This window comes from Marinicellulosiphila megalodicopiae (assembly GCF_045862395.1).
GTDB lineage: Bacteria > Pseudomonadota > Gammaproteobacteria > Pseudomonadales > Natronospirillaceae > Marinicellulosiphila > Marinicellulosiphila megalodicopiae.
This window is the reverse complement of sequence record NZ_AP023087.1, coordinates 2,659,603-2,685,975: the sequence shown is the minus strand read 5'-3', so window position 1 is coordinate 2,685,975 and position 26,373 is coordinate 2,659,603. Positions and strand designations below refer to the sequence as shown.

Genomic DNA, 26,373 nt, shown 5'->3' with positions numbered 1-26,373 from the left:
AGATCAAATAGGGTTGTGTATTTTTATTGTTAACCACTATTCAGGAGTTTTATTTTTCATCGTTGAATGTTGAATGTTTGCATAAAGGAAAGCCCCATATTTAAAAAGCTATGAAATAGTGCATTTCATAGCTTTGAAAGTATTTAAATTTGATTTAATAACCAACGAGTTAGTAATCCTACAGGGCGGCCCGTTGCGCTATGAACTTTACCCGTATTCCAACCGGTGCCTGCTATATCTAAATGTGCCCAAGTATAATTAGCTGTAAATTCTTTTAAGAACATTGCAGCTGCAATTGATCCACCTGCACGACCTGCAGAACCTGTATTACGAATATCCGCAAATCCTGCTTGTACTTCTGGTTCATAATCATCCGTTAACGGCATTGGCCAAGCGCGATCCCATGAATGATCGCCTGCTTTTAATATTTGTGCATTTAAATCTGCATCATTAGTAAATACCGCGGTTAGATGATGACCAAGAGCGATGACACAGGCACCCGTCAAAGTCGCTACATCAATGACCACTTTAGGATTAAAGCGTTCGGTATAAGTTAATGCATCGGCTAATATTAAGCGTCCTTCAGCATCGGTATTAAAAATTTCAATCGTTTTGCCGCTCATACTGGTTACAACATCACCAGGTTTACTTGCATTTCCTGCTGGCATGTTTTCTACGGCAGCCACCACAACCACCAAATTAAGTTTTGGTTGTAATTCAGCAATCGCAGCAAACGTACCAATGACACTTCCTGCACCTAACATGTCGTATTTCATTTCGTCCATACCAGGGCCGGGTTTTAAACTGATGCCACCAGTGTCAAACGTTACGCCTTTACCTACAAGTGCGAATGGCGCTTCATCGCCATTACCGTTATATTTTAATGCGATTAATTTAGGGGGTTCAACACTGCCTTTAGAGACGCTTAATAATGAACCCATCCCTAACTGTTGCATGTCCGATTCTTCTAATATTTCAATACTGCAGTTGTCATATTGATTCGCAAGCGCTTGAGCTTGCTGTGCTAAATAAGTCGGTGTGCAAATATTAGGTGGAAGATTGCCTAACTCTTTTGTGATATTAGCACCATGCGCGGTCGCTTTACCTTCAATGATTGCACGATTTAACGTTTCATCAGTACCAACAAAGCAGATGGACTCTAATTTGATTACAGTTTGTGGTTTGCTTAAAGTAAGGTGATACTCATAAAAACACTGCAAACCCGTTTGAGTGGCAAACTCTACAGCCCATGCCAGATCACGATTGGCTGGCAGAAAATTTTGAAGATCAAATTGTACACAGACTTCTTTAGTTTTTACGAAATTGATGGCACTTTGCACTGCTTTTTTGAACTGGTTTTCTTTAAATTTAGCTTGGTTTCCACAGCCAATTACGATGGTTGCACTTTGTTCATCATAAAATGGCGTAATTGCACCAAGTGATAAATCTAAACGGCCTTGTTCGGCTAATTGGGATAATTTAAGTGAGTCAGGGCACACTGCAAATGCACTTTGATATTGATCGTCAAAGGCAAAAACGATTTGAGTGTATAAATTTGGTTCAATTTTTTCAGTTAGTTGTATCTTCATTATTATTCCACTTATTTTTCATTGGGATCAAAGTACATGCATCAAATATAGAGGCTTCCTAATGATCGAATTTCTGTTAAAGTTCGCATTTTATAGATTAATTATAGTTTAAAGCAATTCATGGATAAAACCATCTATCTATGAAATCAAAATTCTTTAGTGTCTCAATTAAATATAGTTCTAATAAGAGCTTAATTTAATAAATTGCACTTATCTTTAATAGGTTTAGCTAGTGATACTTGCTCGATATATTACCAAACAAATACTGCTGCCATTTGCATTGATTTTATTTGTTTTACTTTTAATTATGATCAGTATGTCTTTGACTAAATTACTGAATAATCCTGTGATTGCAATTGCAGGGGTAGAAGTATTGTTTTTAAATGTCCTGTATAAAGTCCCAGGTTTAATGTACGAAGTGATGCCCATTGCTTTTTTTCTGGCAGCATTTATGGGAATAGGGCGTATGTACATGGATATTGAAATGCATGTCTTATTTTCCTGTGGCATCAGTAAAATGAAATTAATGGCATATGCTTTGATTCCGACACTTATTGTAATGGGGCTTGGGGCATTTTCAGAAAATATTATTCGACCATTGGCCTCTCAAAAGTATATTCAATTAAAAGATGATATGAACGATGTGTCGTTATTTGATTTTGTGGTGGCACAAACTTTCACTTCAATTGGCGATACAGGCAAAGTGATGTATGTCAGCAAGGTGGATCGAGACCTCAATCAATTTGAAACGGTGTTTATTGCGCAATTAGGTGAGCAAATTATCAAAGCAGAATATGGGAAGCTTGAACAAGAGATCATACAAACAGGTGATCAACAGACAAGTCAGCATTTTTTAAAATTAACAAATGGCACGTTGTATTTAAATTTACCTGGACAAAAAGGATATAGCGAAACGCAGTTTGAGCAATATCGGTTGTTAATTGAACAGGATAATCAAAAACCTTCCGACAGTAAATTACGCTGGTCAACATTGGAATTAATGAAAAAACCTAGTCCATATTGGCGAGGAGTGTTAGTTGAGCGTCTTTTCTATCCGCTTGTTTTTTTAGGGTTTTTACCCTGGGCACTATTTTTAGCTCAAACTCCTGCTCGTAAAAGCTATTATTGGAAATTGTTACCTTTGATTGTCATATATTCATTACATGGTTCTGGAGCATCGTATGTGCACGCTCAATGGCTGTCGCAATATTTAAATGTTTGGCTGGGGCGTTGGTATTGGGACGTGATTTTATTTGGGCTTGGGATGTTAGCTTATGGGTTACCCCAGTGGATAAATAAGATTAAGGCAAAACGTTTATGAATATTTTATCGCGTTATTTAACCAAACAAGTGTTTTTAGCCATGATGCTTGTGTTTTTATTTATGACTTCATTTTTCTTTTTACTTCGTTTTCTTGAGGAGGTGAATTATGAATTAGCAGGAAATTATCAATTTAAAGAAGCGTTCAATTATATATTATTGACTACACCTGAAATTACTTACGAATACATGCCATTTATTATTATGATTGGCTGCTTGTTTTCTTTAGGTAATTTATCTAACCAAAATGAATTAACCATTTTACGAGCAGCTGGTATGTCAATTGTGACAATTGTGCGCCCTGTATTTATGACAGTGGGGTTACTATTAACTTTAGTTGTTATGATTAACGAATGGGTGACACCTAAATTATCTCATCATGCTGACGTATTAAAACAAAGTGCTGCTTCTCAAGGTGGCTCATCTCGATATGGGGAGTGGAAAAAAGAAGAGGGTCAATTTATCTACATTGGATCAGTGGATCGGTCTGATATTTTTAATGTTCAAAGCTTTGAATTTTTTGGTAATAAATTAGTTCAAACTCAGAAATTTGATCAACTTGAATATCAAAATAATTGGCAGTCACAAGCTCAAAGTGTCACATGGCAATTCGATCAACAAAACTGGATACAATCCAATAATCAAATTCAGCCTAATTATTCATTTGATCCCGAAATTTTACAGGCCAATCAATTACGCGAAAATCTTTTAAGTATGCATGAATTATACAAATTAATGCTATATGGGCAGACAGTGCAAATTAATAATGCTCGGTTTGCCGTTGCTTTTTATACAAAGTTTTTTATGCCAATCATCACATTGGCATTGGTTTGGGTGTGCAGTATTTTTGTTTTTGGCTCCACCCGCAAAACTGCAATTGGCGCTCGAATATTTGTTGGGCTATTGGTGGGGGTGACATTAAAGTTATTACAAAATCTAATGTCGCCTTTAGTGATTAATTTTTCATTTTCTCCAATTTGGGTGGGAATTGTGCCATTGCTGATTATTTTGGCATTAGGATTTTACCTCCAAAGAAAATTGCGTTGATAATCAAAAGTGACCTGAAATAAAAGTGACCAAAAATAAAAACAGTACATTGCTTATCTTTATTGTTGAATCATTAATCCGTACAATAGTCGCTTTTTATTGTTGTGAATAGTTATGTGGAATATACCAAATATTATAACCATCAGCCGTGTGCTGTTAATTCCTTTGATCGCAGGCTTGTTTATATCGCCTTTAGTTTACGGGCGTGAGATTGCTGCATTATTGTTTGTGATTGCAGCTGCAACGGATTGGGTGGACGGATATTTAGCTCGTAAATGGGATCAAACCTCACCATTTGGGGCATTTTTAGATCCGGTTGCTGACAAATTAATAGTGGCGGTCACTTTAATATTATTGGTTCATGACTACCAAAATCTTTTTTGGATGACAATCCCTGCATTTGTAATTATTTCTCGTGAAATAACAATCAGTGCGTTGCGTGAATGGATGGCATCACTAGGAAAACGTGCAAATGTAGCCGTTGCGACTATTGGTAAAGTGAAAACAACCTTTCAAATGACCGCTATTGCATTGTTGTTGTTTTTTGAAGCGGGCAGTGTGTTCGCTCAGTATTCATTTTATATATTAATGATTGCTACTATTTTAACGCTTTGGTCGATGATGATTTATTTAAAAGCAGCGTGGCCAATTTTAAAGGGTGAAGCTTAAGCTTTAATTTTTGTTTTTAGGTTGAGTCCTTCAACCTAAAAACAAATGTAACTATTCAATCATTACATCTTTTTCAAGTAACAACTCAATAGCACAATTCTTGTTCCATCCACACGACCTTCAATGTGTTCTGGATTATCCGTTAAGGAAATACCACGAACCGCAGTGCCTTGTTTGGCAACCATGCTTGAGCCTTTTACTTTTAGATCTTTAATTACTGTTACGTTATCACCTGCAAATAACTGTGTTCCATTGCTGTCTCGAGTGGGTTCGCGGTTATCTTCTTCAGGTAATCCGCTTTTTGCCCATTCAATGTTATCGTCATCAAGGTACATCATTTCTAATAAATCATTCGCCCAGTCGTGTTTTTTAAGTAATGATAAAACACGGTAGGACAATACTTGAACAGCAATTTCAGGGTGCCACATACTGTCACCTAAACAGCGCCAGTGATGTTCATCAAATTCACCGGATTCAATTTGGTTTAGGCATGTGTCACAGACGCAGATTGCGTATGGGGTGTCTTCAAGTTTGCCACTTACTAAGTAAGAGCTGACTTTTGTAGTGGATTTACAAAGCTCGCAGGTATTTTGAGCGCGTTTTAATACTTGTAATTCGTATGACATTGGATAGCTTCAGTTATAAAAAACGCCATTTTAACAAATATTACCTGACTAATGTGAGTCTAAATTAAAAAAGTGGTAACTAATTATGAGTATTAATAGTCGGAAAAATAATCGACATTCATTGTCTTTAAAAATGGAAGCTGAAGATTAACTCTGTTTTTAAAATCATTAAACTCTAATTTAGTTGAATCCGTCCAGCTTGATTCCGCTGTGGCAAATAATCTAGGCCATAACCTTAAATCTGCACGTTGATCAGTGCGCACTAATTCGCCCCATAATGCTGACTCTAGTCCTAGGATATTTAAATCACTGTAAAAGGGCATTTCAAATGCATTTTGTAATGTTACCCCGTCTTTGTTACACCAAGTTGCCATTTTAGGGTGTCCATTATAATAACCGTGATCAAAATATGCGTGTTTGCACAGTGATAGAATAATAGGAGTTTTTGAGTGTCTAGCCTGTGTTAAAAATTCTGACTTTCCGCTCCATAATTGAGCAATGAAATCACCTTTTAAATTAAAATTTAAAATTTCTTCCCAAGCAATTACCGTTTTATTATTTTGATTGATATGAGTAATAAGCGTTTGATAAAGATTGTGTAAAAGCATGGTTTCTTCTGCTTCTAGCCCCTTAGTAAGTACCACTTCATCTGCACCAATATGCACAAATTTAGAATCAAATAAAGGCATGATTTCATCAAAAATAGTTAGTAAAAAAGGAAGTACTTGATCCATTTTTTGTAAACATAGTTTGGTTTTTAATACATGAGTACCTGAATATTTTTGCGTGTCGTCGTTTAAACAAGCAAGGTTTGGATATGCGTGAGTGATGGATCTGGTGTGGGCTGGAAGATCAATTTCAGGAATAATCATAACGTGATGTGAATTTGCAAAACTTACTAACTCTAAGATATCTGCTTGAGAATAAAACCCAGCAGGATCGTTATATACCGATGTGTTACCTGAAATATCAGTAAGTTTTGAAAAAGCTTTGATTTCAATACGAAAACCTTGATCGTCACTTAAATGTAAATGCAATCGATTCAGTTTATAGTGCCCCATTAATTCTATATGGCGTTTGATATATTCTTTGGATCGAAAATGACGAGCCACATCAATCATATTGCCGCGCCAGGATTGTGTTGGAAAATCTTGTATCTCCAATTTATATAATTGATCGTTCATTAATAGTTGTTTGAAACTTTGTAATGCGTAATACGCACCTTTTTGTGTTGCCGCTTCAATAACAATATCTTGATCGATGTGAATTAGATACTCTTCATCAAGTAGTTTATTATTTTTTAACAGGACTATGATTTGTTGTTTGAGTTGAATATTACTGTTTTTTGCATCCACTAATGTTAAATTTTCTTGTTGAAAAAAATCATTAAAATGCTGAGCTATTTGAGGGAAGGATTTTGAGAATAAAACCCATTGTTGAATCGAGTTAATGTCTATTTTTGTATTTATATCTACGTTTGATACTTGAGGTTTAGGCAAAATATTTAAAGTCGTTTTTGCTAAAAGGTTGGATGTAAACAAAATAATGAATAAACTGATAAAAATTTTCATTGGCTAAAAATGATCCTTTCGTTTTTATATAAAGAAAATGCAATCACTATTAATACGCCGATTAAAAATAAATTGATCAATAAAATAGGCAATAAATACATATAATTAGGCGATTGATTAAAAAAGCTTTGCAACCAAAGGCTTAAATTGATTAGTGGGTAAAATTGAGATTGATTGTTAATTTCTAACAACCCAGAAATAGCAATACCCTGTGGGGCAAGTATTAACATCAATGCCATTGATCCATAACTTTGTGCTTCTTTAAAACTACTGGCTAAGGAACTGGTGGTAAGCAATAATGCTGAAATAATACCTGATGCTGGAATTAATATAATCATGGTCATGATGATATTTCTAACTGTCATGATCGTAAAAAATTGTTTAATTTCCTCAATATTTAAAAATGATTTAACGATTATTACCCCTACTGAAAAACTTAACAACATTAAAAATCCTGATATTAATGAAAATACAGTAATGGAAATCCATTTACCTAATAGCATATTTAATAAACCATTGGGTGAAAGTAATAATGTTTCCATCGTTTGTCTTTCTTTTTCACCAGCACAAATATCACAAGACGTTGCTACTGCACTGATGCACATAATCACAATTGCTAAAAAAGGTAAAACACCACCAATGGCTTTAGTTGATATTTGTTCTTTTGATGCAAGATTGGTTTGGATTAAGGAATATTGATTTAATAAATCAGCTTGTTGTTGATCGTTTAAACCTAATTCTTTGAGGGTGTTTTGCGTATGAAGTTGGTTAAGCTGATTGATGATACGTTGCACTGATTGTGTGCTATCGGATATTAAGTCCGAAGCATTATAAAAAATTTCAAATTCATTTTTTTTAAAGCTTAAAGCAAAACTTAACTTTTTTTGTTTGATTAGGTTTGGATAGTCTTCGTTGAAATCTAATAATTCAAAGTTATTCATTTGGTTTAAATGTTCTTTAAAAAATAATGGTATTTCTTCGCTCAACATATAATATTTGGTTTTTTCCAATTCATTTTTTGCAACATGTGTACCTAAAAAAATGGATGCAACCATAAGTAATGGCATAAACACGATTGGAATTATAATGGTTAGCAGTAAGTTTTTTTTATCACGAAATAATTCAAGCATTTCTTTTTTAAACTGAATCCACATAGTGTTTCCTTACAAGATAACTTGTTGAGCGCAATTAAGCGCCGCTTGATACAAAGTATCGCCTTGATGATGAGAAATGAAGTCTTGTTGATTGCCGCTAAATACACAGTGGCCTTGTTCGATGGCAATAATGTGGTCGGCTAACATTTCAACTTCGTGTAAATGATGAGTGGAAAAAATCACTAAACAGTTTTCATTTTTTTGTTGTTCTATTATTTTTAAAGCAGTTTGAGCAGACATTAAATCTAAACCCGAAGTGGGTTCATCTAGAATTAATAATTTAGGTTGATGAATTAAAGCGCGTGCGATATTAGCTTTTTGTTTCATGCCTGTTGAGCAATCACTTAAACGTTTATCTAAAAAGTCATTAAATTTCATGGTCTGACTTAACTGATCAATTCTGGATTTAATTTGGCTGTTTTTCATGTTGTATAACTTAGCAAAAAATGTCAGATTTTCTCGTACTGTTAATCGGTGGTATAGCTGTGTGTTATCCGACACTAAACCAATGAGCGCTCTAGCTTGGTTTAAGTCTTCAAAAATATTGATGCCATCTATTAAAATTTCGCCATTAGAGGGAAGTAATGTACCTGTCAATAGACGCATTAATGTCGATTTTCCAGCGCCATTTGAGCCAATCATCGCAACTATTTGATTGCCACTTAATGCTAAATTAATATTGTTAATGGCATAAACATAATCCTTACTAAGCTGCTTTTTTTGCTTAGTATTTAATTTAAATGTTTTACTTAAATTATTGATTTTCAGCATTGAGAATATTATCCAAAATTAATGTGCATACCACTTCACTTGGGTTTAAGTGATTAGGTAATTTCCCTTCAAGCATTAACGCCACCTCATCTGCGCTGGTTTGTCCGTCAATTTGTTCCACGATGGATTGCAAAACAGGGTGTGATTGTTGAGCCATGTTGTAAGCTGGAATGGGTAAATGGGTAAATAATGCCCATTTTGGTAAATCCACATCCTTTGCATTTTTAAACGTTTGATTGCTTAATGTTTCAAAGCTTTGATTGGAAATTTGTGCACTAAAACACCAGATTTGTTCAAGACGTTGGCGTTGATCATCAGGGGAAAGTGAGTAGGGCATCACTTCAGATTTTTGATCAATAAGATTCATATCAAGGCAATTTAATAATTCTAAAATTTCTTTTTGGTGATACTTATAATTAAATTCCATAGAATCTAAATACAATAAAGGTCCAAAGTTAATCCAATGAGCATCAGGTTTTAATAAACTATGAATGACACCCATTGTCTTTTTAATATCAACGCCAACGACATCCACAAACCAAGGAGTGATGATTAAATCAAATTGTTGTTGTTTAAATGGAGCATTATAAGCATCGGCTACCATAAAAAATAAATTCTCACAGGCTTTATGCTCAGCGGGTAATTTTAATGTTCTTGAAAAACTTGGATCCACTTCTGTTTGAGGATATTTACGCACTTCATCAAGTTGAATTTCTTTATGATTATGAATGACTTGATGGGCAGATTGAACAAGTAAAGGGTTAATATCTAGAACAGTTGTACTTTGTGGATTAAAAAATTGATGAAACTCATAGGCTAATCGACCAGCGCCACCACCTATGACTAATACATGACCAATTTTAGAATCTTTAAATGTGTTTTGGGTGATGCTTTTAAGTAGTTCAAACTGTTTGATATTCTCATCTTCAAATTTTTCAGAAGTGTTATTATGCCAACCCCAATCGCGGTGCATTAATTCAAAGTAATTGGCGAATAATCCGGCATCCTCTGGTGGTAGCATATCGTGCATTTTTGGGGTTAAACCAGAGTCTTGTAAAATTTTACTGACCGCGTTTGCACTTTGTTCACTGGCTTTTTGCATATTTTTTATGCGAGTGTCACTACTTTTTAAAGTAAAAGGGCTTTGGGTTGCTTGAAGCATGGCTTGAGTATTTTGTTCAGCTTTTTGTTGAGTAACCGCTAAATGATGCTCCCAAACAATTTTTTGGTCTTGTCCACAATCAAACCAACAAGGCACCCCATCTAAATGAAAAAACGAAGATTCGCAGTGTGCACATGTATGTTCGTTAATATTTAATCCTTCATTTACACCCGCGTAACAATTGGGGCAGGCAAGTAAATGTTCAGGAGGTAAAGAATGTTTGCTGTTTATAGTCATAATAAAAATGTGTAATTACTTATCAAGTAATTACTTTATCAGATTGCTAATGCAAAAGTCGATCATTGACCAAACCAGTTTGAATTTCAAAGATATAACTAATTTTGGTCAGTTTTTTTTAAAATGAATCAAACTTGAGGCAAAAAAATTATAAATAACATATTTTAAAAACCGCAGTTAAAGCTGACTATCATACGCTTTTCATGGGTTTTTCTCTGTTTTTGCACCATATTGGGCATTCTTGAAGTGCAATTTCTCAAAACCTATAAAAGTTGTTTTCCTTCTTGAATTAAACTGATAAAGTGTTGGCGTTTTTCCGAAGGACAGCCGCAGTTGTAAGGAATTACAGCGATAGGCGTTGTATTTCTGCTAAGTTGTCCGAACACACACTACAAAGAGGATCTTAAATCATGCGTAAACCTGAATTAACCGCTGCTATCGCAGAAAAAGCTGACATCACTAAAGACAAAGCTGGGGAAGTATTGAACGCGTTATTAGATTGCATTACAGATGCTGCATCTAAAGGCGACAATGTTGCTTTAATCGGTTTTGGTACATTCGAAGTGCGTTCGCGTGCTGAGCGTCAAGGTAAAAACCCACAAACTGGTGAGTCATTGACTATTCCTGCAAGCAAAAACGTGGCATTCAAGCCAGGTAAAGCTTTAAAAGAAGCGGTTAATAAGTAACCCAATATATGAGCGAGATAACCCAAGTAGAGCAGCACATTCAAAAGTGGGTTGACCAATTTATTATCTCGCTCAATCTTTGCCCCTTTGCAAAGGCAGTATTTCCAAAACAAACCCTAATCAGTGTTTGTCCTGAAACCAAATTCGAGCACATTCATAAATTTGCCATTGAGCAACTAGAGTATTTACTTCAGCAATCTGAAACCGATTTAGCGACCACATTAGTTGTTGTGCCAAAAGGGTTGGAAAGCTTTTATGATTTCTTAGATTTATTGGATGTGCTTGAGCAGCAATTAGAAGACACTCAATTAGATCAGCATATACAAATTGCTCCGTTTCATCCTAATTTTGAATTTGAATCAGACGAAGACAGTCAAGAAACCCCTGCCACATTAAAAACCAATCAAAGTCCTTATCCTATATTTCATTTATTGCGTGTCAAACAGGTTGAGCAAGTATTAACCACGGATGATATGGCGGAAAAAATTGTACAGCGTAATAAAGATGTACTTAATGAATTGGGTGTGGATGAAATTGAGAAATTGTTTAATAAAATCTGTAAATAACAATTTATAGTACGTTAAAACTTAAAGTGTTTTCTGAAAAGCTTAAAGTACATTTTTTTAAGATATCTTTTTTATACCGTTATCTTTTATGCCGATATACCTTTTTATACCTACTTTATTTATACCGTTATCTTTAATGCTCGAATGTTAAATTCAAGTCGAATAATTTAAAGCAGTGAATATTTAGGTTTCATTTATGGATATTTACTAATTCATTCAAAGAAAAGTCAAAATATGATATAAAGCTGCAAAAATCAGAGAATTATGAACTATGGCTCATATCGTTACGTACAAATACAAAGATGTCGAAAAAGAAATTCAGTTTACCTATAGTCAATATCGCAATATGCATGAAGCTGTTGCAGCAGAGGAGGGGGTGGATATTAAGCAATATTTGAAAATGGAACAGCAAATTGAAGCCATTTCTAATGGTAAGTCTTCCGCGGTGAGAAATTATCGAGACAGTGAATTTTTAAAAATGGGTTTTTCAGATTTGTACTTTTATAAAAATGGCATTAAATAACCCCAAATTATTTATATTATTTTTCAAATGAGGTAAATGTGTTAATTCAACAATTACGTAGATTATTTACTGCTTTGATTATTAACATGTCATTAAAAACTATAATGATTTATTGTTTTTGTTATTTTGGCATAAGTTACACGCTATTAAAATTGGCAGGAGAAACCGAACTTGTAGATCTAGATCAATTCTTTTATTGGATTGTGGTGACGTCTTCAACAGTAGGATATGGTGATTTTAGTCCAGCTACTGAAAGTGGTAAGTGGGTAACTTCGTTAGTTGTGATTCCATTTGGTTTAAGCTTATTTGCCTTAATCATTACTCACGCCAGTATTTATATCAATTCCATCGTTCAACGTAAATTAAAAGGGTTACACATGAGTCAGGCAAATAATCATTTTTTAATCATTGGTTTTCATCCCCAACGTACACCTAAATTAATTGAATTACTACACAGTGATAAATACGATAAGAAAATAGTGTTATGTGTTGCTCAGCCAATGACTAATCCGTTTACACATTTAGTAGAAATGATTCAAGTGAAATCATTTTCCGATAATGAGTCCATGAAACGCACAAATATCGCTAATGCGAAAAGTATTATTATTGATACCGAACAAGATGATGAAACATTACGTGCTGCGTTATATTGCAAATCTATTAACCCTTTGTGTCATACCACGGCGTATTTTCAAGATGAAAGTGTCGCCAAATTATTAAAAGACTTGCACCCGAGTATCGAAATTGTTCCTTCAGTGTCCATAGAAATGTTAGCTAAAGCATCTGTTGACCCAGGGTCAAGTCAGCTGCACCAGCAATTATTAGACAATACAATTGGCATGACTCAATTCAGTGATGTGTATGATGGAATAAATGTCAGTGTCAAAGAGTTATTTGTACGTATTAAAGAAAAACATAATGCAACGTTAATTGGTTTAAAGGTCAAAGGAAAGGCAGAAGTGCTACTTAATCCAAAGTTTGAAAAAATTATTAATACAGGCGATACGGTTTATTATATATGTCATTGTAGGATAGATTTTTAATAAATTTAAAACACGCATTAGACAGGTCGATTAACTAAAATCACATAAAAGGTTTGAAATACGATTGATGTTGTTGCATATGATGCTTGGTTAATTTGTTTAAAAAATATCTTTTTTTGATAAAAACATCATAGTTTCGATGTTGTTCCAAACAAAATCCCTGAAAATATTGCATTACCTAAAGAAATTAATTCAAAATTACATCAATGGAGAACGTTAACTCCAGATCAAAGAACTGATATTACAGCTCAAATTAAAAGTGTGGCTCCAACATTGGAGCATCAATTAAAGTTAAGTGGAAATGCGCAAAGATGGTTATTACGTGAAAATATTGGGATCGATAATTTACCGCTAGGAAATGTTGCTCATCATTCAATCCCCCTAGAGTCGATTAAAGAAATGCCTGAACTTATGTCTAAGGCAGCTAAAGGTGGTTTTGATATAAATGGTAAAAATAATGGGTTCTCGCTTTCAAATGAAGTGCATGGATCTAATATATCAAATCATCCAGTATATAATCAGACAGTTTTAGAGCAATTAAGAACTATTGATGTAAATGCTAAACCTAGTTTGATTGCATTAGAGATGCAGAAGATCTCAGATGCACTTAATGACGCTATGAGAAATGGTTCATTTTTACCAAGAGGATAAATATTATGAAAGAGCTAGAAAAAAATTGGGTTAATTTTGTAGATGATGTAATTAAAAATTATAATTCTGGTTTAAAACATAAAAATTTATCTAAATTATACGATGGTAGAATTGCACAATGGACTGGAGTAATAAAAAAGTTAGAATTAGATTCAGCTTATACTCCAGGAATACAAATGAAAATGCCATCAATAAATAAATGTGTTTTTGGGAGTAAAAGGTTAAGTACAGATTATTTATTTTTAAAAGTATCAGAAGAAAATAAGTCAAAATGGGAAAAGTATAATGTTGGAGATAAGTTAAAATTTAAAGCAATTCTAGCTGATTCAGGATTTTTTCCATCTGTAGAATTGAGTGTTTTTGATGAAGAAGAAGATTGCTTATTAAAAATAGGAATTAAAGATTCTTATCCAGAAAATGAATGAGTTAGATTTTCTTGAGTGACTTGGAACATCAAAGTGAATTAAAAAGGTAGAAATTAATATTTCTACCTTTTTTTGTTGTTCCAAACAATTCTGGGTCAACTAAATTTTCCAATTTGTTCTTATATGATGCAGTTGGTTCACTTATTTTAATATTTTCTATCCAGTGTGGATGCAAATTGTTTAAAAGAAAAGGTTGAAAATGTGCCGCAATAGCATTTGTTCATAAATCCGTTAGAACAGCATCATTAATGTGGTATTCAATACAGGGCAGATGACATTCTGTTTGAAAGGGGTTATCAAGAAATGCGAAAAAAAGTTAACAATTAGCGTATTTATTTAGTTAATAACTTAGAGCTTTAAGCTCGTTGATTAGATTTGAAAATACGCTCACGAAGATAACACTGATTCAGTGTTTGATGTTCATAAAGCACTCGTACATTAGTTTGTTTTAATAAAGTGCTTTTTGTTTGTCAAAAATGGGGGGGGGATAAGTTACACAAATTTATAAATCAATCGCGCTACACTTTGGGCTAAAAATTTTAAAAATGTAGTATCCATTTTTTGCGTAAAATAATCATTTTGATTGCTGCCTAACGCGATTAACCCTAATGCTTCACCATCTTCACTAATCAGTGGAGCAATGGCTGCAGAACTGACTTTTGAATCACCAAATAAAAACATGCGTTTATCTTCATCAAATTCACCGCACTGACAAGAGTCAGTAACCAATAAAGTTGGCATGTATTCTTGTAATAAATTTCGATCCACCCAAAGCCAATTATCTTCCATATTGCCTTGTTTATTGAACAAAAACACACGAACTGAGTCAGTTTTAAATTGTGTGGTTAAACAGTGGTTTAATTCACCACACAATGAATTCAAATCATTTTGTTCAATCAATTCTAATAGTGTGTATTTAATATTTTCAAACAATGCCTCATTTCGTTTTGCTACAATAATTAGTTGAGCTAACTTATGTTTTGAATCCAAAGCATCATTTCGTAGCATTGTATTTTGACGTTCAAGTAAAGATACGGCATTGCCACTTGGATGCTTTAATTTCATTTCTGCTAAAACATCCAAATGCCTTTCAAAAAAATTAGGATGTGTTTTTAGATATTCAGCCACTGCCTGTTCATCCATTTTTACTTTACTCTTATTTATTTTTTGTATTACTGCGTCGTAATCGGCCATTTCATTTTCCCTTCAAACACCCTAACGGCATCACCAATCATAATTACTGATTGTTCAGCCTGCCAACGGATGGTTAAATCCCCACCTAGTAAAGTAAGTGTGGCTTCGTTATCTAATTTTCCGCGCATTACACCTGCTACCATTGCAGCACAAGCGCCTGTTCCACATGCTTGAGTTTCACCGACACCGCGCTCATATACTCTTAATTTAGCGTGTTTTGAATCAATTATTTGTAAAAAACCAACATTTACCTTTTTAGGGAAATCAGGATGAGATTCCAATAATGCGCCTAAAGTGGCAACCGGAGCAGTTTGTACGTCATCCACCAATAACACACAATGAGGGTTGCCCATTGAAATGGCATTGATTTCCAATTGACCAAATTCACCGGCATCGATGCGGTAACTGGATTGTTTTTGATTCGCTAAAAACGGAATATCTTTTGGTTCAAAAACAGGTTGCCCCATATCGACTTTAACAAGGTTGTCTTGTGTTAATTCTAAAGTAATATTGGCATTACAGGTTTCGACATTAATGATTTTTTTATTCGTTAACTTTTGCTCAATCACAAAACGAGCAAAGCAACGCGCGCCATTGCCGCATTGCTCAACTTCTTCACCTGATGCATTAAAAATACGGTATTTAAAATCCATATTTTTTTGTGTGGGTGCTTGCACAATTAATAATTGATCAAAGCCCACACCAAAATGGCGATCACCAAGAGCTTGCACAAACGCTTCTGTTAAATCAATATCTTGAGAAATGGCATCGATCACAACAAAATCGTTCCCCAAACCATGCATTTTTGTAAAATGTAATTCCATGACTGTCTCGTTATTCTTGAATTAATTGTTCGTTTTCAATTTGCTGCTCAAAGGTTTGGCGTTTGCCAATTAAATGCACAGTGTCACCATCTACCAATACTTCACAGGGTTTGTTGCGTGTATTGTAGTTAGAGGCCATGGTAAAACCATAAGCACCAGAACCCATGACAGCCACAACTGAATTTTGCTCTAACGCTAACTTGCGCTCTTTGCCTAAAAAGTCGCCGGTTTCACAAATAGGACCCACTAAGTCCCAAGTTTTAACAGGCGCGTTTGACGGCTCAATCAATTGAATATTTTGCCAAGCACTGTATAAAGATGGGCGGATTAAATCGTTCATGCCGGCATCAATAATTGCAAAGTTTTTATGGTCATTTGGTTTTAAAAATTGCACTTTGGTTAATAACACACCTGAGTTTGCAGAAATTGAACGACCTGGCTCAAAAATCAAACTTAAGTTACGACCTTCAATTTTCTTACGCACAGACTGAATGTACGCAGGAATATTTGGCGGCGTTTCACCTTGGTAATCCACCCCAATTCCACCACCTAAATCTAAATGTTCAATCTCAATGCCTTTAGCTGATAATTCATCAACCAAAGCTAGCACACGATCCAACGCATCCATAAACGGCGTTACATCGGTTAATTGAGAACCAATGTGACAATCAACGCCTTTAATTTTAATATTTTTTAATGTCGCTGCACGTTCATACACACTGGCCGCCGATTTAATATCGACACCAAATTTATTGTCTTTTAAGCCTGTTGAAATATACGGGTGGGTTTTTGCATCCACATCAGGATTCACTCGCAAAGAGATCGGTGCAATTGTATTTAAGTCTGAGGCCACTTGATTGATTAAATCAATTTCGTCAGGGGATTCCACATTAAAACAATGAATCCCTACTTCTAATGCGTATTGAATTTCATGATATTCTTTTGCCACACCAGAAAAAACCACTTTCTTAGGATCGCCACCAGCTGTAATAACCCGTTGTAATTCGCCAATAGAGACGATATCAAATCCAGCGCCTTTTTTAGCTAAAATATTTAAAATGGCAATATTTGAACAGGCTTTTACTGCATAACAAATTAATCCATCATGCCCTTCAAGGCCTTGATGATATTGTGCCAATTGAGATTCAAATGCCGCTCGGGAATACACATAACAGGGTGTACCAAACTCATTGGCAATTTCACTTAATGATTTTGACTCAGCAAACAAACGGTTTTGTTGGAAATTAAAGGACATATACTACTCTTGGATAGATGTTTGAGCTTCTGGCTCAGGTAGGATTAATGGTTTTTTATGCCCGCACGAGGCACAAAAACAAACAACAATAATAAGTGAAATAATAATACGCATTATTGTTCTGATTTTTTTTCTGGACGCTGTTCGTATTCCGGCGGAACATAATACAACTGATCGATTTCTTCACCGGTTATGGTGTCTTCAAATTTTTCGTAATAGCGTTCGCGGTACACAACAAACATCACATCACGCTCTCTTTTTAATTCAATTCGTTTTTCAAGAATGTCTTCTTTTTTTTCTTCAATGGATAACTCAAGGCTATGAATATATTCAAGGGCTTCTTCCATTTGATCTAATAATTCTTGAGGCACTTCTTTACTGTTACGTTGTGCAGTGGCTGCTTTTGCCTGGGCTTCATCGTAGAGTTGTTGGTGTCTAGAAATTCTTCTTTTTTGCGCAGAAATACTCACTCGAATACGTTCTTCAGCGGCAATCATGGCTCGATCCACATCTGTAGGAGAACGATACAAACGATTCAATCGATTTTTTAATTGTTCAAATTCCATTTCTTCTTTTTGTTTTTGTAGGGCAATTGCTTTTTCTTCTTCGGTTTTTTCAGGTGCCACTTGTCGAACCACTAAACCCATACTATTAAGGACTTCGTAGCCATTTTTAACGTACTCAGCAGGAATGCTGGCATCCACTGAGATATTGCCATTTTCATCAGTATATCGATAATACTCAAGGGCAAAGGCACTTTGAGACATTAATAAAATACAGGCGATTGTGATTCGAACAATTTGCGCTTTCATACTAAAAAAACCCTTTAAATTCTAAACACCATATTCTGCTCTATAAGCCTGAACCTGAGCCAAATGTTCTTTTAAATTATCATCTTGCTCAATAAAACCAAGTAATTGATCCAAACCGATCACACTGATTACTTGAATGCCAAACTTTTTAGCCACTTCTTGAATCGCAGATAACTCACCGGTTGCTTTTTCTTGACGATCCATAGCCACCACCACTGCTGCGACTTCAACAGGCTGTGAACTTAATAAATCCATTACCTCGGCAATGGCAGTGCCTGCGGTAATCACGTCATCGACAATCAGTACTTTACCTTTTAATGGTGCGCCAACCCATAACCCACCTTCACCATGGTCTTTCTTTTCTTTACGATTAAATACATAAGGCACATCTTTATTAAACTCACTGGCCAACGCAATAGTCGTAGCGCAAACCAACGGAATCCCTTTATAAGCTGGACCTAAAATCACATCGTAATCTAGAGCTGCCTCTTCAATGGCTAAGGCATAAAAATGACCTAATTTAGCTAAAGCTAAACCTGAATCAAATAAACCTGAATTGAAAAAATATGGACTGGTTCGACCTGATTTTAATTTAAATTCACCGAATTTAAGCACACCCTGTGCTAATGCAAATTCAATAAATTCTTTTTGAAACGGTTTTAAAGGGTTATCACTCATATTATTTACTACTTCACCTAAACTATTTTTTATTAACATTTATATACAAACGAGCCATTCTAAATCAATAAATTCGATTATTCTACGACCACTTAATCAACAATGACGTCTAATGCTTGTTTTTGCAATTTCACAATATATGCAATGGATTGATCTGCAACCGATAACATGTCTTGTAATTGATCTGAGCTAAAGGGTTCAGACTCTGCTGTACCTTGAATCTCAACATAACCACCTTTACAGGTTTTAACAATATTTAAATCCGTTTGTGCTTGGCTGTCTTCTATATAATCCAAATCCACAATCGCTTCATTGTTAAACATGCCCACCGAAATGGCCGCCACATAATGTAAAACAGGATCATCAGTGATGCGTTTATTAATCTGCAAATAACGCACAGCGTCCACAAGTGCCACCATCGCACCAGAAATAGAAGCGGTGCGCGTGCCACCATCGGCTTGAATCACATCACAATCAATATGAATACTGTTTTCACCTAATTTTTCCAAATCAATCGCCGCGCGCAAGCTTCGACCAATTAAGCGTCCAATTTCAACGGTTCGACCCGACTGCTTACCTTTAGCCGCTTCACGTTGCATACGCTTGCCAGTAGAGCGAGGTAACATACCATATTCAGCGCTCACCCAGCCTTTGCCCTGACCTTTTAAAAACTGCGGAACCTTAGTTTCAACAGTTGCCGTACAGATCACCTTCGTATCACCAAACTCAACCAAAACAGAGCCTTCAGCATGCTTAGTAAACTCACGTGTGATTTTAATCTCTCTAGGTTGGTTTAAAGCACGACCACTTGGACGCATAACACAATACCTTTCACAAAAAACCAAGATTGTAGCCTAATTAAGCTTGTCATCCAAAGATAATTCACTTAATATGCGCGGCCTTGGTAAGCAATTGATTTATATCAGAAAACATCAAGATTGGAGAGGTGTCCGAGTGGCCGAAGGAGCACGCCTGGAAAGCGTGTAAATCGCAAGGTTTCAAGAGTTCGAATCTCTTTCTCTCCGCCATTTTATACAGGCCAAAAAAAACAAAAAACCGCTTAAGAGCGGTTTTTTTTCGCCTGTCGAAAATGACGCGCCGTAAACGTAAAATGAGCACTTTAAGTTCGACAAATTGCTAGGATACCTGAGCCGAAGAGAACCGAGGGTGTTTGGAACAAGCTTTTTGGGGAATTGCAAAAGCAGGTTGCTTATCGCAATTTAATAGTTACTGGTTGTGCACAATAGATACAAATTTCTATGAATTTTATAAACGATACGATAAATAAGTCATGGCTTTTGAAAAAAAGGTCATGGCTTTTTTTGTGTTTGCAGTAAACTGTTTAGCGCCTGCATTGATTGCCATTTCAGCGTGTCCTCGTTCATCGGTAAGCATTTGAGTGACGATTGCTCGGCTTTTTAAATCATCGGCAGGCAAAGATTCTAAATGTTCTTCTAAATGTATGCACACTTGATCTTCTACCGCAGCAACAAACCCTAAGGAAACTTCGTCACTAATTTTTCCAGCTAACGCGCCCATAGAAAAGCTCAGTGCGTACCAAAGTGGATTTAACAGACTGGTTGAGCCATTTAAATCTGTTAATCGTTCTTGGCACCAAGAAAGGTGGTCAATTTCTTCAAGTGCTGAATGCTCCATCAGGTTTTGATTGGTTTGTGTTTTGGCAGTTAATGCCTGTCCTTGATACATGGCTTGAGCCATCACTTCACCAGTATGATTAATTCTCATCAACCCAGTTGCATGTTTGGTTTCAGCTTCAGTTAAATTGATTGTATCAAAAGAGTTTGAAGGGTTAGGGCGGTCGTATGAAATTGAATGGGCTGTGCTGACTTTTAATGCTTTATCAAATTCAATAATCAATTTATCTAACACATTCATATTATTTCTCGATGGCTTTTAATAATTGGTTTCGAAGTTCGTTGGACGAAACCGGTTTGTTTAATACAGAGCAAATATTAACTTTTTGCACTAATTCATCATTAATATTAATATCCAGTCCAGTCAAAATAATGGTTTTTATATTTTTATTCACTTTGTGGTCGTCACGAATACGTTGTAATAAATCAACGCCAGTCATATTTGGCATTTGATGGTCTAGTAATATTAAATCAAATGGATCGTTTTTTTGATACTCATTTCTAAGCATTGCAATGGCGGTTTGACCATTGTTTGCACTTGCATGGCGCATACCTAACTCGGCAACTTGCAACTCTAATACTTTTCGACAAGTTGAATTGTCATCCACAATTAATACTTTTATATCATTTAATACTTGATAGTCTGTTGGGTTAATATTTGCGTGTTTGGAAATGGTTAATGGTAGGTCGATGCAAATTTTCGTACCATTTCTTGAATTGCTGGTCAGGTTTAAATGACCATTCATTTTTTCTACAAGTGCTTTAGCAATAGGAAGCCCTAAATGAGATCGTTGATGTCCTTTTGAATCCCAGCTTGAAAATTCAAAAATATTTTGTAAAATTTCTTGGCTAATGCCATTGCCGGAATCGCGAATGGTAAAGCGTATTTTATTTTTTTCAGTAATGATTACCTGGATTTCAATTTCACCAGATTCGGTAAAATTCACCGCATTATCTAAAATACTTCTTAATGTTTGCAGTAGTAATTTTTCATTGGCCACAATGGAATTAGGTAGGTTAGGTGCGGTGTTGACAATAACTTCAATGGATTTACTTTGAGTAATGCGTAAGTATGGCTGAATCAATTGATTGATGAATTGTAAAATATTAATTTCTTGAGTTTGAACCGGAAGGCTTTGATTGCCAATTCTTACTAGGTTTTGTATTTCGTCTACGTAACTTAATAGTTGGAAACCAGCTGTTTGCACTGTATTGATATAGCTTTGTTGATTAAGACTTAATTGCATGTCTTGAAGTAATTCTGTCATGCCTAATACGGCATTAATTGGTGAGCGTAAATCATGATTGATTTTTCTTAATAAAGGCCAATGTTGTGAGTTAACAGCATTTCTGCTTGGATTTTCTTGAATCATACTTTCTTTATATGTGTGATATATGGTTAAACTTAATATAAATGGAACCAAGCACATTAATATTTGCGTGGTGATGAATAATGACCAAGAATCACCAAAATAATTAAATATTGCCAGCGAGTAAATAAGAGCAATCGTTATTACTATAAAAAATAAAAGTAACAGAGATTGATGGGATCGTTGTTCGAATTTTTTAAGTTTTATAATGATAATGCATGATGAAATAATATTAATTAAGCATAAACTAATATTAAGGATGCTGTTTATAATCTCTAAGTACATTAAAAAAATTGTGTAAAAAATGACTGATAAAATAATTAATGTGGTTAATACTTGTTTGGTGACTTTTTCAATTTGAATATAATTTAAATTAAAAATCAGTAAAGATGCTGTAAATAAGTAACCAAAAAAATATCGAATTTCAATATCCATACTTGGGGTGTTTGTAAAAAATAATGTAAATAAATTAGCGTTGCTGATTTGGAATCCCGCTAATGAAATTAACATCGAGAACATGGTGATTGGTACAATACTACTGCGATGAAATTTTAACCAAATGGAAAAGCCTAATAACATCAAAGTAAATGAAATACCGATGCCTACTAAAAATATTTTTAAGAAATGCGTTTGGAGAATGTTCTGGGCTTGAGTGATAAAAATTGGAAAGCTGATGGTTTCTTTAAACTCTAATTTAATAAAAAAACGATTTTCACCTGGTTGTAAATTGAATGAAAAATCATGATTGGCCAGTGAACCTTCCATTTGTGCGAAAGAATATTTTAATCCGATTTTTTGATTACTAAGAATTTGGTTATTTTGTGTATGATAAAAATCTGCAGAGTATATGTCTAATGCATTAGTAGCAGCGTGCAGCGTTTTTGGTTCATTTAATAATGAATAAATTGAGAAGGACAGCCAAATTTTTCCAGTAGTAACATCGTACTGAAACGATTTTTGGTTCGAAACTAAGCTGTAATGGGGTTCATATTGGTCGGATTTTACGGATTCAATTGTCGATTCACTGAATTCTGGGTCAAGTTGGTAGGTGTAGGGCAAAACATTGATGTAAGCAAAATCTGTAGTTTGGTCAACGATCAAAGATTTGCCATGACTTTGTAGAGTTACACAAAGTAGTAATAAATGAAATATTGAGAATATTAGATATTGGATGCGCATAATAATTAAGTATTTATTAATGAAACAAATTATATTATGCCAAAAAAAAGCGTAAATGACCTCAGATCATTTACGCTTTTTTTATTCAAATATATCGAGGTGGGTGTAATTTATTTCTCGCGAGAAATTGCACGATGACCGATATCAGTACGAAAATACACATCTTTCCAGGTCACTTTGTTAAGCGCTTCGTATGCAGCGGCTTGTGCTTTGGTGACGTTTTCGCCAAGAGCCGTTACGCATAATACGCGACCGCCATTAGTGCTGACTTCGTTTTTATCGTTTACTTGAGTGCCCGCATGGAAAACTTTACTGCCAGCAAGTGCGTTAGCATCTTCAATACCTGTGATCACATCGCCTTTGTTGTACGCTTCAGGGTAACCGCCGGCTGCCATTACTACGCCCATTGCAGCGCGTGGATCCCATTTAGCCGTCACAGTATCTAGTTGTTTGTCACAGGCTTTTTCACATAATTCAACTAAATCAGACTGCAAACGCATCATGATCGGTTGCGTTTCAGGGTCACCAAAACGACAGTTAAATTCTAAAACGTTTGGAATGCCAGTAGGGGAAATCATGATGCCAGCGTATAAAAAGCCAGTGTAAGTGTTGCCTTCCGCTTTCATACCGTTAACGGTTGGCCAAATCACTTGATCCATGATCGCGTCGTGCATGTCTTGTGTCACACAAGGAGCAGGAGAGTAAGCGCCCATGCCGCCTGTGTTTGGACCTAAATCGCCGTTGTCACGTGCTTTGTGATCTTGTGAGGTGGCCAATGCTAATACATTGTCGCCATCTACCATTACGATGAAGCTTGCTTCTTCGCCTTGTAACATCTCTTCGATGACAACACGTGCGCCAGCATCGCCAAATTTGTTGCCTGACAACATATCTTTTACCGCTGCAATGGCCTCTTCGTTTGTTTGCGCTAAGATCACGCCTTTACCCGCTGCTAAACCATCGGCTTTCACTACAATTGGTGCGCCTTTTTCTTCGATATAAGCAATCGCGTCTGCTTCAACGGTAAAGTTGCCGTAAAAAGCTGTTGGAATTTTATGGCGTGCTAAAAAGTCTTTACTGAATGCTTTAGAGCCTTCAAGTTGAGCAGCACCCTTAGAAGGGCCAAAACATTTAAGGCCCGCTTCATTAAATGCATCCACAATGCCTTCAACTAAAGGCACTTCAGGGCCCACAATGGTTAAACCCACATTATTGTCTTTAGCGAATTGAATTTGTGCAGCAAAATCTAAAATGTCGATGTTGACGTTTTGAAGATTTGCCTCAATAGAGGTGCCCGCATTACCAGGTGCAATAAATACCGTTTCAACATTTTCAGACTGAGCCGCTTTCCAACCAAGCGCGTGTTCACGTCCGCCACTACCAATAATTAATACATTCATTTTTTAAGACCTTTTAGGTTCGATCAAACTCAAATTGAGCGAACATCATGTAAAGCAAGTGTAAAAGTTTGCCGCAGCAAACATCTAAATATTTATGGGCGCGGATTATCGCTTATTTGGCCCAGAAATGAAAAAGGAAAACATAAAGTTTTCCTTTTTTATTAGTGTGACGGGCTTAAGCCCGACCTACAGATTGAAATTACGATTCTAATTGGAGTTTTAAGCAATAACATTAAGTACGAATGCATGGATGCATGTAAGGCGACTGACTATTCAAGGAAGGTTTCCTTCCGCCAGAATACTCATCGAGCTTTTAATTACGACACGGATGTCGTAATTAAACTTAAAGAGTGCTTAAAACCCAATTAGTGGTTGAAGTGACGCATTCCTGTGAACACCATGGCAATACCATGCTCATCCGCAGCCGCAATCACTTCATCATCACGCATCGATCCGCCTGGCTGAATCACTGCTGAAATACCAGCGGCTGCCGCAGCGTCTAATCCGTCTCTGAACGGGAAGAATGCATCTGATGCCATGACTGAGCCTTCAACAACTAAGTTCTCGTCTGCAGCTTTAATACCTGCAATTTTAGCTGAGTAAACGCGGCTCATTTGGCCGGCGCCCACGCCAATTGTTTGGCCGTTTCTAACGTAAACAATGGCGTTTGATTTAACAAACTTAGCCACTTTCCAAGCAAATAATAAATCACTTAATTGCTGATCAGTCGGTGCTTTTTTAGTCACTACTTTTAAATCGTCTAAGCCTACCATACCGTTATCACGATCTTGAACTAACAAACCGCCGTTAACACGCTTGTAGAAATGACCGTCTGCAGCGCCTTCCCAAGTGCCACATTCTAATAAACGAACGTTTGCTTTAGTTGCAACAATTTTTGCAGCTTGTGCTGATACGCTAGGAGCAATGATCACTTCAACGAATTGACGTTCAACGATTGCTTGGGCAGTTTTTGCGTCTAATTCGCCGTTAAAAGCGATGATGCCACCAAAAGCAGAAGTAGGATCCGTTTGGAACGCTAATTCGTAAGCTTCAAATAATGAGCCAGCAACCGCAACACCACAAGGGTTAGCGTGCTTAACGATTACACATGCAGGACCTTCAAAAGATTTTACACATTCTAATGCAGCGTCAGTATCCGCTACATTGTTGTATGACATGGCTTTACCATTTAATTGCTTTGCGGTAGACACACTGCCTTGCTTTGCGTTTGCTTCAACGTAAAAAGCAGCGTTTTGATGTGGGTTTTCGCCGTAACGCATGTCTTCAGTTTTGATGAACTGCGTATTTAATGTACGAGGGAAATTCGCCATGTCTTGGTTAGTCATCGGCGATTGTTCTTGATCAATACGGCCTAAGTAGTTAGCAATCATGCCGTCATACGCAGCGGTATGTTCAAACGCTTTTAATGCTAAATCAAAACGTGTTTTTTGGCTGATGCCACCGTTTGCTTTGATCTCAGCAGTTAATGCATCGTAGTCTGGAGCGTTAACAACAATAGAAACACGTGCGTGGTTTTTAGCTGCAGAACGAACCATAGTCGGTCCGCCAATGTCGATGTTTTCAATCGCTAATGGAAGATCGCAATCTTCACGGGCGATGGTTGCAGCGAATGGGTATAAATTAACAACTACCATATCGATGAACGGAATGTCGTTTGCAGCCATGATGTCTTTGTCTAAATGTTCACGACCTAAGATTCCACCGTGAATTTTAGGGTGTAATGTTTTGACACGACCGTCCATCATTTCAGAAAAACCGGTGTAATCGGATACTTCAATAACAGGCAAACCTGCCTCTTTTAATACTTTATATGTACCACCGGTTGATAATAATTCAACGGATTGTTCATTTAAAAACGTGGCAAATTCAACAATGCCTGCTTTGTCTGACACGCTTAATAATGCGCGGCGGATAGTTTGGATCGAGTTGCTCATAAAAAAAGCCT

25 protein-coding genes and 1 tRNA gene are annotated in these 26,373 nt (G+C 35.9%); 10 read left to right on the top strand and 16 right to left on the bottom strand.

Annotated elements, in window-relative coordinates; all coding sequences use genetic code 11:
* Nucleotides 1-143: 143 nt before the first annotated feature.
* Nucleotides 144-1,589, bottom strand: a complete 1,446-nt coding sequence (locus TYM08_RS11550; RefSeq protein WP_422379301.1) for a leucyl aminopeptidase — start codon at nt 1,587-1,589, stop codon at nt 144-146.
* Nucleotides 1,590-1,821: 232 nt separating this feature from the next.
* Between TYM08_RS11550 and TYM08_RS11545 the strand changes: the two genes are divergently transcribed.
* The 3 genes from TYM08_RS11545 to pgsA all read left to right on the top strand — a co-directional run bounded on the left by TYM08_RS11545 (nt 1,822) and on the right by pgsA (nt 4,625).
* A complete protein-coding gene (locus TYM08_RS11545) occupies nt 1,822-2,910 on the top strand; it encodes an LptF/LptG family permease (protein WP_422379300.1) in 1,089 nt (362 codons plus the stop codon).
* Entirely contained in the window at nt 2,907-3,956 is a 1,050-nt protein-coding gene (gene lptG / locus TYM08_RS11540; RefSeq protein ID WP_422379299.1) for an LPS export ABC transporter permease LptG, read from the top strand. Before TYM08_RS11545 ends, lptG begins: the two co-directional genes overlap by 4 nt.
* A gap of 114 nt (nt 3,957-4,070) precedes the next feature.
* Nucleotides 4,071-4,625, top strand: coding sequence for a CDP-diacylglycerol--glycerol-3-phosphate 3-phosphatidyltransferase (pgsA, locus tag TYM08_RS11535; RefSeq protein WP_422379298.1), 555 nt, complete (start codon nt 4,071-4,073; stop codon nt 4,623-4,625).
* Nucleotides 4,626-4,687: 62 nt separating this feature from the next.
* On the opposite strand, the gene TYM08_RS11530 is transcribed toward pgsA, so the two are convergent.
* The 5 genes from TYM08_RS11530 to TYM08_RS11510 all read right to left on the bottom strand — a co-directional run bounded on the left by TYM08_RS11530 (nt 4,688) and on the right by TYM08_RS11510 (nt 10,146).
* Nucleotides 4,688-5,251, bottom strand: a complete 564-nt coding sequence (locus TYM08_RS11530) for a PhnA domain-containing protein (protein ID WP_422379297.1) — start codon at nt 5,249-5,251, stop codon at nt 4,688-4,690.
* 92 nt (nt 5,252-5,343) lie between these two features.
* Complete coding sequence (locus tag TYM08_RS11525; RefSeq protein WP_422379296.1) at nt 5,344-6,822, bottom strand: beta-N-acetylhexosaminidase; 1,479 nt, start codon at nt 6,820-6,822, stop codon at nt 5,344-5,346.
* The gene (locus TYM08_RS11520; protein WP_422379295.1) at nt 6,819-7,976 is read right to left on the bottom strand and encodes an ABC transporter permease; all 1,158 of its coding nucleotides are present in this window, start codon (nt 7,974-7,976) and stop codon (nt 6,819-6,821) included. The genes TYM08_RS11525 and TYM08_RS11520 overlap by 4 nt, the downstream gene beginning before the upstream one ends.
* 9 nt (nt 7,977-7,985) lie before the next feature.
* Nucleotides 7,986-8,747 (bottom strand): ATP-binding cassette domain-containing protein, encoded by a 762-nt coding sequence (locus tag TYM08_RS11515; RefSeq protein WP_422379294.1) that lies wholly within the window; start codon nt 8,745-8,747, stop codon nt 7,986-7,988.
* Nucleotides 8,731-10,146, bottom strand: a complete 1,416-nt coding sequence (locus TYM08_RS11510; protein WP_422379293.1) for a methyltransferase domain-containing protein — start codon at nt 10,144-10,146, stop codon at nt 8,731-8,733. Before TYM08_RS11510 ends, TYM08_RS11515 begins: the two co-directional genes overlap by 17 nt.
* 410 nt (nt 10,147-10,556) lie before the next feature.
* Between TYM08_RS11510 and TYM08_RS11505 the strand changes: the two genes are divergently transcribed.
* The 6 genes from TYM08_RS11505 to TYM08_RS11480 all read left to right on the top strand — a co-directional run bounded on the left by TYM08_RS11505 (nt 10,557) and on the right by TYM08_RS11480 (nt 14,040).
* Nucleotides 10,557-10,832 carry an HU family DNA-binding protein gene (locus TYM08_RS11505; RefSeq protein WP_422379292.1) on the top strand — a complete coding sequence of 92 codons (276 nt, stop codon included), beginning with the start codon at nt 10,557-10,559 and terminating at the stop codon, nt 10,830-10,832.
* Nucleotides 10,833-10,840: 8 nt separating this feature from the next.
* Nucleotides 10,841-11,398, top strand: coding sequence for a DUF1415 family protein (locus TYM08_RS11500; protein ID WP_422379291.1), 558 nt, complete (start codon nt 10,841-10,843; stop codon nt 11,396-11,398).
* A gap of 271 nt (nt 11,399-11,669) precedes the next feature.
* Entirely contained in the window at nt 11,670-11,921 is a 252-nt protein-coding gene (locus TYM08_RS11495; protein WP_422379290.1) for a DUF2960 family protein, read from the top strand.
* Between the two features lie 38 nt (nt 11,922-11,959).
* Entirely contained in the window at nt 11,960-12,964 is a 1,005-nt protein-coding gene (locus tag TYM08_RS11490) for an ion channel (RefSeq protein WP_422379289.1), read from the top strand.
* 261 nt (nt 12,965-13,225) lie between these two features.
* Complete coding sequence (locus tag TYM08_RS11485) at nt 13,226-13,615, top strand: AHH domain-containing protein (protein WP_422379288.1); 390 nt, start codon at nt 13,226-13,228, stop codon at nt 13,613-13,615.
* Nucleotides 13,616-13,620: 5 nt separating this feature from the next.
* The gene (locus TYM08_RS11480) at nt 13,621-14,040 is read left to right on the top strand and encodes a hypothetical protein (protein ID WP_422379287.1); all 420 of its coding nucleotides are present in this window, start codon (nt 13,621-13,623) and stop codon (nt 14,038-14,040) included.
* Between the two features lie 492 nt (nt 14,041-14,532).
* On the opposite strand, the gene TYM08_RS11475 is transcribed toward TYM08_RS11480, so the two are convergent.
* The 6 genes from TYM08_RS11475 to rph all read right to left on the bottom strand — a co-directional run bounded on the left by TYM08_RS11475 (nt 14,533) and on the right by rph (nt 19,621).
* Nucleotides 14,533-15,234, bottom strand: coding sequence for a DUF484 family protein (locus TYM08_RS11475; protein ID WP_422379286.1), 702 nt, complete (start codon nt 15,232-15,234; stop codon nt 14,533-14,535).
* Complete coding sequence (gene dapF / locus TYM08_RS11470; protein ID WP_422379285.1) at nt 15,213-16,058, bottom strand: diaminopimelate epimerase; 846 nt, start codon at nt 16,056-16,058, stop codon at nt 15,213-15,215. The genes TYM08_RS11475 and dapF overlap by 22 nt, the downstream gene beginning before the upstream one ends.
* A gap of 10 nt (nt 16,059-16,068) precedes the next feature.
* A complete protein-coding gene (lysA, locus tag TYM08_RS11465) occupies nt 16,069-17,313 on the bottom strand; it encodes a diaminopimelate decarboxylase (protein WP_422379284.1) in 1,245 nt (414 codons plus the stop codon).
* A gap of 113 nt (nt 17,314-17,426) precedes the next feature.
* Nucleotides 17,427-18,125: a hypothetical protein gene (locus TYM08_RS11460; protein WP_422379283.1), complete on the bottom strand. Its 699-nt coding sequence runs from the start codon at nt 18,123-18,125 to the stop codon at nt 17,427-17,429.
* A gap of 21 nt (nt 18,126-18,146) precedes the next feature.
* Nucleotides 18,147-18,803 (bottom strand): orotate phosphoribosyltransferase, encoded by a 657-nt coding sequence (gene pyrE / locus TYM08_RS11455; RefSeq protein WP_422379282.1) that lies wholly within the window; start codon nt 18,801-18,803, stop codon nt 18,147-18,149.
* Between the two features lie 92 nt (nt 18,804-18,895).
* On the bottom strand, nt 18,896-19,621 hold the full coding sequence (gene rph / locus TYM08_RS11450) for a ribonuclease PH (protein ID WP_422379281.1): 726 nt from the start codon (nt 19,619-19,621) through the stop codon (nt 18,896-18,898).
* A gap of 122 nt (nt 19,622-19,743) precedes the next feature.
* On the opposite strand from rph, the gene TYM08_RS11445 reads away from it, so the two are divergent.
* Nucleotides 19,744-19,831 (top strand) — tRNA-Ser (locus TYM08_RS11445).
* A 238-nt stretch (nt 19,832-20,069) separates the two neighbouring features.
* On the opposite strand, the gene coq7 is transcribed toward TYM08_RS11445, so the two are convergent.
* The 4 genes from coq7 to purH form a co-directional block, all read right to left on the bottom strand.
* Nucleotides 20,070-20,699, bottom strand: coding sequence for a 2-polyprenyl-3-methyl-6-methoxy-1,4-benzoquinone monooxygenase (gene coq7 / locus TYM08_RS11440; RefSeq protein ID WP_422379280.1), 630 nt, complete (start codon nt 20,697-20,699; stop codon nt 20,070-20,072).
* 1 nt (nt 20,700) lies between these two features.
* Complete coding sequence (locus TYM08_RS11435; RefSeq protein ID WP_422379279.1) at nt 20,701-22,929, bottom strand: ATP-binding protein; 2,229 nt, start codon at nt 22,927-22,929, stop codon at nt 20,701-20,703.
* Between the two features lie 188 nt (nt 22,930-23,117).
* Nucleotides 23,118-24,407: a phosphoribosylamine--glycine ligase gene (gene purD / locus TYM08_RS11430; RefSeq protein ID WP_422379278.1), complete on the bottom strand. Its 1,290-nt coding sequence runs from the start codon at nt 24,405-24,407 to the stop codon at nt 23,118-23,120.
* Between the two features lie 365 nt (nt 24,408-24,772).
* The gene (gene purH, locus TYM08_RS11425) at nt 24,773-26,362 is read right to left on the bottom strand and encodes a bifunctional phosphoribosylaminoimidazolecarboxamide formyltransferase/IMP cyclohydrolase (protein ID WP_422379277.1); all 1,590 of its coding nucleotides are present in this window, start codon (nt 26,360-26,362) and stop codon (nt 24,773-24,775) included.
* Between the last annotated feature and the right edge of the window lie 11 nt (nt 26,363-26,373).